This is a genomic window from Mycobacterium sp. E2989, assembly GCF_001667595.1.
Taxonomy (GTDB): Bacteria; Actinomycetota; Actinomycetes; order Mycobacteriales; family Mycobacteriaceae; genus Mycobacterium.
Genome location: NZ_LZJX01000103.1, coordinates 1 through 4,328 on the forward strand (window position 1 = coordinate 1; position 4,328 = coordinate 4,328).

4 protein-coding genes are annotated in these 4,328 nt (G+C 68.3%); 2 read left to right on the forward strand and 2 right to left on the reverse strand.

The features are described from left to right. The coding region (locus A5680_RS17525; protein ID WP_067821581.1) for a PadR family transcriptional regulator at positions 1–529 on the reverse strand (529 nt) is incomplete at its 3' end. A 147-nt stretch (positions 530–676) separates the two neighbouring features. Then, entirely contained in the window at positions 677–1,558 is an 882-nt protein-coding gene (locus A5680_RS17530) for a DUF1707 domain-containing protein (RefSeq protein ID WP_055399555.1), read from the reverse strand. A gap of 120 nt (positions 1,559–1,678) precedes the next feature. On the opposite strand from A5680_RS17530, the gene A5680_RS17535 reads away from it, so the two are divergent. Both A5680_RS17535 and A5680_RS17540 read left to right on the forward strand, forming a co-directional pair. Then, a complete protein-coding gene (locus tag A5680_RS17535) occupies positions 1,679–2,095 on the forward strand; it encodes a DUF5318 domain-containing protein (RefSeq protein ID WP_055399665.1) in 417 nt (138 codons plus the stop codon). Next, positions 2,088–4,328, forward strand: a 2,241-nt coding sequence (locus tag A5680_RS17540; protein WP_156675164.1) for a transglycosylase domain-containing protein, incomplete at its 3' end; no start/stop codon positions are given. The genes A5680_RS17535 and A5680_RS17540, both read left to right, overlap by 8 nt.

Consider the following 4,328-nt stretch of genomic DNA (forward strand, 5'->3'; position numbering starts at 1 on the left):
AGAGGCCGGGCATTGCCCGCTCCGCAGCAATGAGCTCGTTGAGCCACTTCACTTCGCGCTCGCTGGACTCGAGCCCCAGTTGGTGAAGTTGGCGGGTGTAGCGGTCGAACGAGTTACTGGCCCGCGCCACGGCTTCGCGCAAGCCTTCCCGCCGCTCCTCGACCTGACGCCGGCGGCCTTCCAGGATGCGCATGCGCGCCTCCGCCGGAGTCCGGTTGAAGAACGCCAGGTGCACCCCGAAACCGTCGTCGGTGTAGTTGTGCGGGCCGGTGTCGGCCACCAGCTCACCGAAGCGCCGACGGCCCTCGTCGGTTAGCTGGTAGACGCGCCGCGCCCGCCGAACCGGCGTGCCGGCCGGGGCGGCGTCCTCGGCGATCAGCCCCTCGGCCTGCATCCGCCGGAGGGCCGGATACAGCGAACCGTACGAGAACGCGCGGAACGCACCGAGGAGACCGGTCAGCCGTTTGCGCAACTCGTAGCCGTGCATCGGCGATTCGATCAGAAGCCCCAGGATGGCGAGCTCGAGCACCGAATCACCCCCTTTGCACGATTGGTTACGACGGTCCGACGCCTCGCGTCATCGTATCGTCTCGATATATTCGCCACAACACCACCGGATGTTCGTTAGCTATTAGTCCGGCGGCCCGCGAATGGCCGCACGCCGGGAGCCGGCGGCCTAGGACGGCAGATTCAGCTGCTTGACGGTGCCGTCACCTGCGAAGACGATGTAGCCACCACCGTAGTCGCTGGAGACGTACAGCGACAGCGACAGCGCTCCAGGGGTGGTCGGGTCCGCCGCCGGTTCGATGTTCAGGTACTCGGTCTTGATGTCCGAGGGCTTCATGCGGAGGGTCTGGGGCGCGCCGCGCATGATGCCCACCGTCGCCGTGACGTCGAACTTGCTCAGGTCGACCGGGACCGGACCGTCCGCCGAGCTCTTCGCCGAGCTGGTCGGGTCGCCCCACCCGCCGCGATAGGTGTAGGCCAGCACCCGGCGATCGTCGGAGGGATCCGGCCGGTCCAGGACCGCGTACGTCGGGTAGATCACCAGCCGATACCCCACGACGTCGCCGAACCGTTTGCGGGTTTGCTGGATCAGACCGGTCAACCCGCCGACCGAATGCAGTTGGGTGGGCGGGGTCAGCACGACCGGGGCCACTCCGTCGGGCTTGGCCCCCGGGTCGGTGGTGAAGTCGAGCGGCGATTTGGTGTTGCCGTACATGCCCCAGCCGATGCCGACGCCCAGCAGCACCGACACGACGAACGCGGCGGCGAGCACCCCCCAACCGCGAAACGTCGGCGGCACCGGCCCGGCCTTGACGGTGGCCGTCGGCAGCGCGCTGCTGTCGGCCTGCAGGTCGCTGACGAGGTCCTGCAAGTCGCCGAGCGTGATCGCCTTGGTGGCGGCGCTCACCCGCTCGCGGTGCTCCTCCATGGACAGCTCGCCGTCGTTGAGCGCAGTGTCGAGAATCTTGCAGGCGTCCTGCCGGTTGATGTCTTTGGCGCGGGTGCTCGCCGCCACCCCAGCGCCGAGCGATGTCCCGAGCCATTTCGCCACGGGGATGATCGTAGAGTCCGGCCCCCATCCGCGCGGAACGCACCGGCCGATGACCTCGGTCGGGCCGCCACAGTTTTGGTTGCGTATCGGTGCTCGAGATGGCGACGTACTCTGGTGGGCGTGCGACTGCAGCGACAAGTGGTGGACTACGCGCTCCGGCGGCGAGCACTGCTGGCCGAGGTGTACTCGGGCCGCACCGGGGTCTCCGAGGTGTGCGACGCGAACCCTTATCTGCTGCGGGCCGCCAAGTTTCACGGGAAACCGAGCCAGGTCATGTGCCCGATCTGCCGCAAGGAGCAGCTGACGCTGGTGTCGTGGGTGTTCGGCGAACACCTGGGTCCGGTGTCGGGCTCGGCCCGCACGGCCGAAGAGTTGGTCTTGCTGGCAACCCGCTTCGACGAGTTCGCCGTCCACGTGGTGGAGGTATGCCGGACCTGCAGCTGGAACCATCTCGTCAGGTCCTATGTGCTCGGGGCGGCGCGCCCGCCGAAGGGCACCCGGACGGCGCGAAACGGCGCGCGCACGGCCATTGAGTAACGACGGACCCCACAACCAGTCGTCCAGTGACGCGGATGGGCCGGCGACTGAGCGTGTGGGCAAACATGGAAGCGGCGAGCGCCCGCGTGACACCCCGCCGCCGCCCGGCCAACGCCGGAGAGTTCCCCCCGACGACCGGATGACCACCATCCTCCCGCCGGTCGTCGACGACCGGTCGCCCCGGCGGCCCGATCCGAGCATCGACGAAGTCAAAGCGGCGCTGGAGGGCCCGCCGTCGGCGCCCCTGCAGCGCGACGCGCTCGAGGAGGTCAAGGCCGCGCTGGACAGCCGGACGTCGCCGCGGCGCAGCCGGACGAGTGCCGGAGGCCGGCCCCCGGGAGGGCCACCCCCACCGCCACCCGGGCCGGGCGGACGCCCCGGCGGACCGGACGGCTTGGGCCCCCGGCGGCGAGACGTCCATTGGAAGCAGCAGATCAACTGGTTGTGGGTGCGCCGCGCGGCCTACCTGTCGGCGGCGGTGCTGGTGGTGTTGCCGATCGTCACGTTCGCCATGGCCTACTTCATCGTCGACATTCCCAAGCCGGGCGATCTGCGCACCAATCAGGTCTCCACCATCCTGGCCAGCGACGGATCAGAGATCGCGAAAATCATTCCGCCCGAAGGTAATCGGGTGGACGTCAACATCAACCAGGTGCCGGTGCACGTGCGGCAGGCGGTGATCGCCGCCGAGGACCGCAATTTCTATTCGAACCCGGGCTTCGACTTCAGCGGTTTCGCGCGGGCGGTGAACAACAACCTGTTCGGCGACGGCGACCTGCAGGGCGGGTCCACGATCACCCAGCAGTACGTCAAGAACGCGCTGGTGGGTTCGGCCCAGCACGGCCTGAGCGGCCTGATGCGCAAGGCCAAAGAACTCGTCATCGCCACCAAGATGTCGGGGGAGTGGTCGAAAGACGATGTGCTGCAGGCCTATCTGAACATCATCTACTTCGGCCGGGGCGCCTACGGCATCTCCGCTGCCGCCAAGGCCTACTTCAACAAGCCCGTCGAGCAGCTCACCGTGTCCGAGGGGGCGCTGCTGGCGGCGCTGATTCGGCGGCCGTCCTCACTGGACCCGGCCGTGGATCCGCAGGGTGCCCGGGCCCGCTGGAACTGGGTGCTCGACGGCATGGTGGAGACCAAGGCGCTGTCACCCAGCGACCGGGCCGCGCAGGAGTTCCCGCAAACCGTGCCGCCCGATCAGGCGCGGGCGGAGAACCAGACGACGGGGCCCAACGGGCTCATCGAGCGTCAGGTGACCAAAGAGTTGATGGAGCTGTTCAACATCGACGAGCGGACCCTGAACACCCAGGGCCTGCAGGTGACCACCACCATCGATCCGAAGGCCCAGCAGGCCGCGGAGAAGGCGGTGTCGAAATACCTTGACGGGCAAGACCCCGACATGCGGTCGGCCGTGGTGTCGATCGACCCGCACGACGGGGCGATACGCGCCTACTACGGCGGTTCCGACGCAAACGGTTTCGACTTCGCCCAGGCCGGGCTGCAAACCGGTTCGTCATTCAAGGTGTTCGCGTTGGTCGCCGCGCTCGAGCAGGGCATCGGGCTGGGTTACCAGGTGGACAGCTCGCCGCTGACGGTCGACGGCATCAAGATCACCAACGTCGACGGCGAGGGTTGCGGCACGTGCAACATCGCCCAGGCGCTCAAGCAATCGCTGAACACCTCCTACTACCGGCTGATGCTCAAGCTCAAGGGCGGACCGCAGGCCGTCGCGGACGCCGCGCACCAGGCCGGCATCGCGACCAGCTTCCCCGGCGTGGACCACACGCTGTCCGAGGACGGCAAGGGCGGGCCACCCAACAACGGGGTGGTGTTGGGCCAGTACCAGACCCGGGTGATCGACATGGCCTCGGCGTACGCCACCCTGGCCGCCTCCGGGCTCTACCACCGGCCGCACTTCGTGCAGAAGGTCGTCAACTCCGACGGGCAGGTCCTGTTCGACGCGAGCAAGTCCGACAACAACGGCGAGCAGCGCATCCCGAAGGCCGTCGCCGACAACGTCACCGCGGCCATGGAGCCGATCGCCAGCTATTCGCGCGGCCACGCCTTGTCCGGCGGCAGGCCGTCGGCGGCCAAAACGGGCACCACGCAGCTGGGGGACACGAACGCGGACAAGGACGCCTGGATGGTCGGCTACACGCCGTCGTTGTCGACGGCCGTGTGGGTGGGCACCGCGAAGGGCGACGTGCCGCTCGTAACCGCCTCGGGCTCA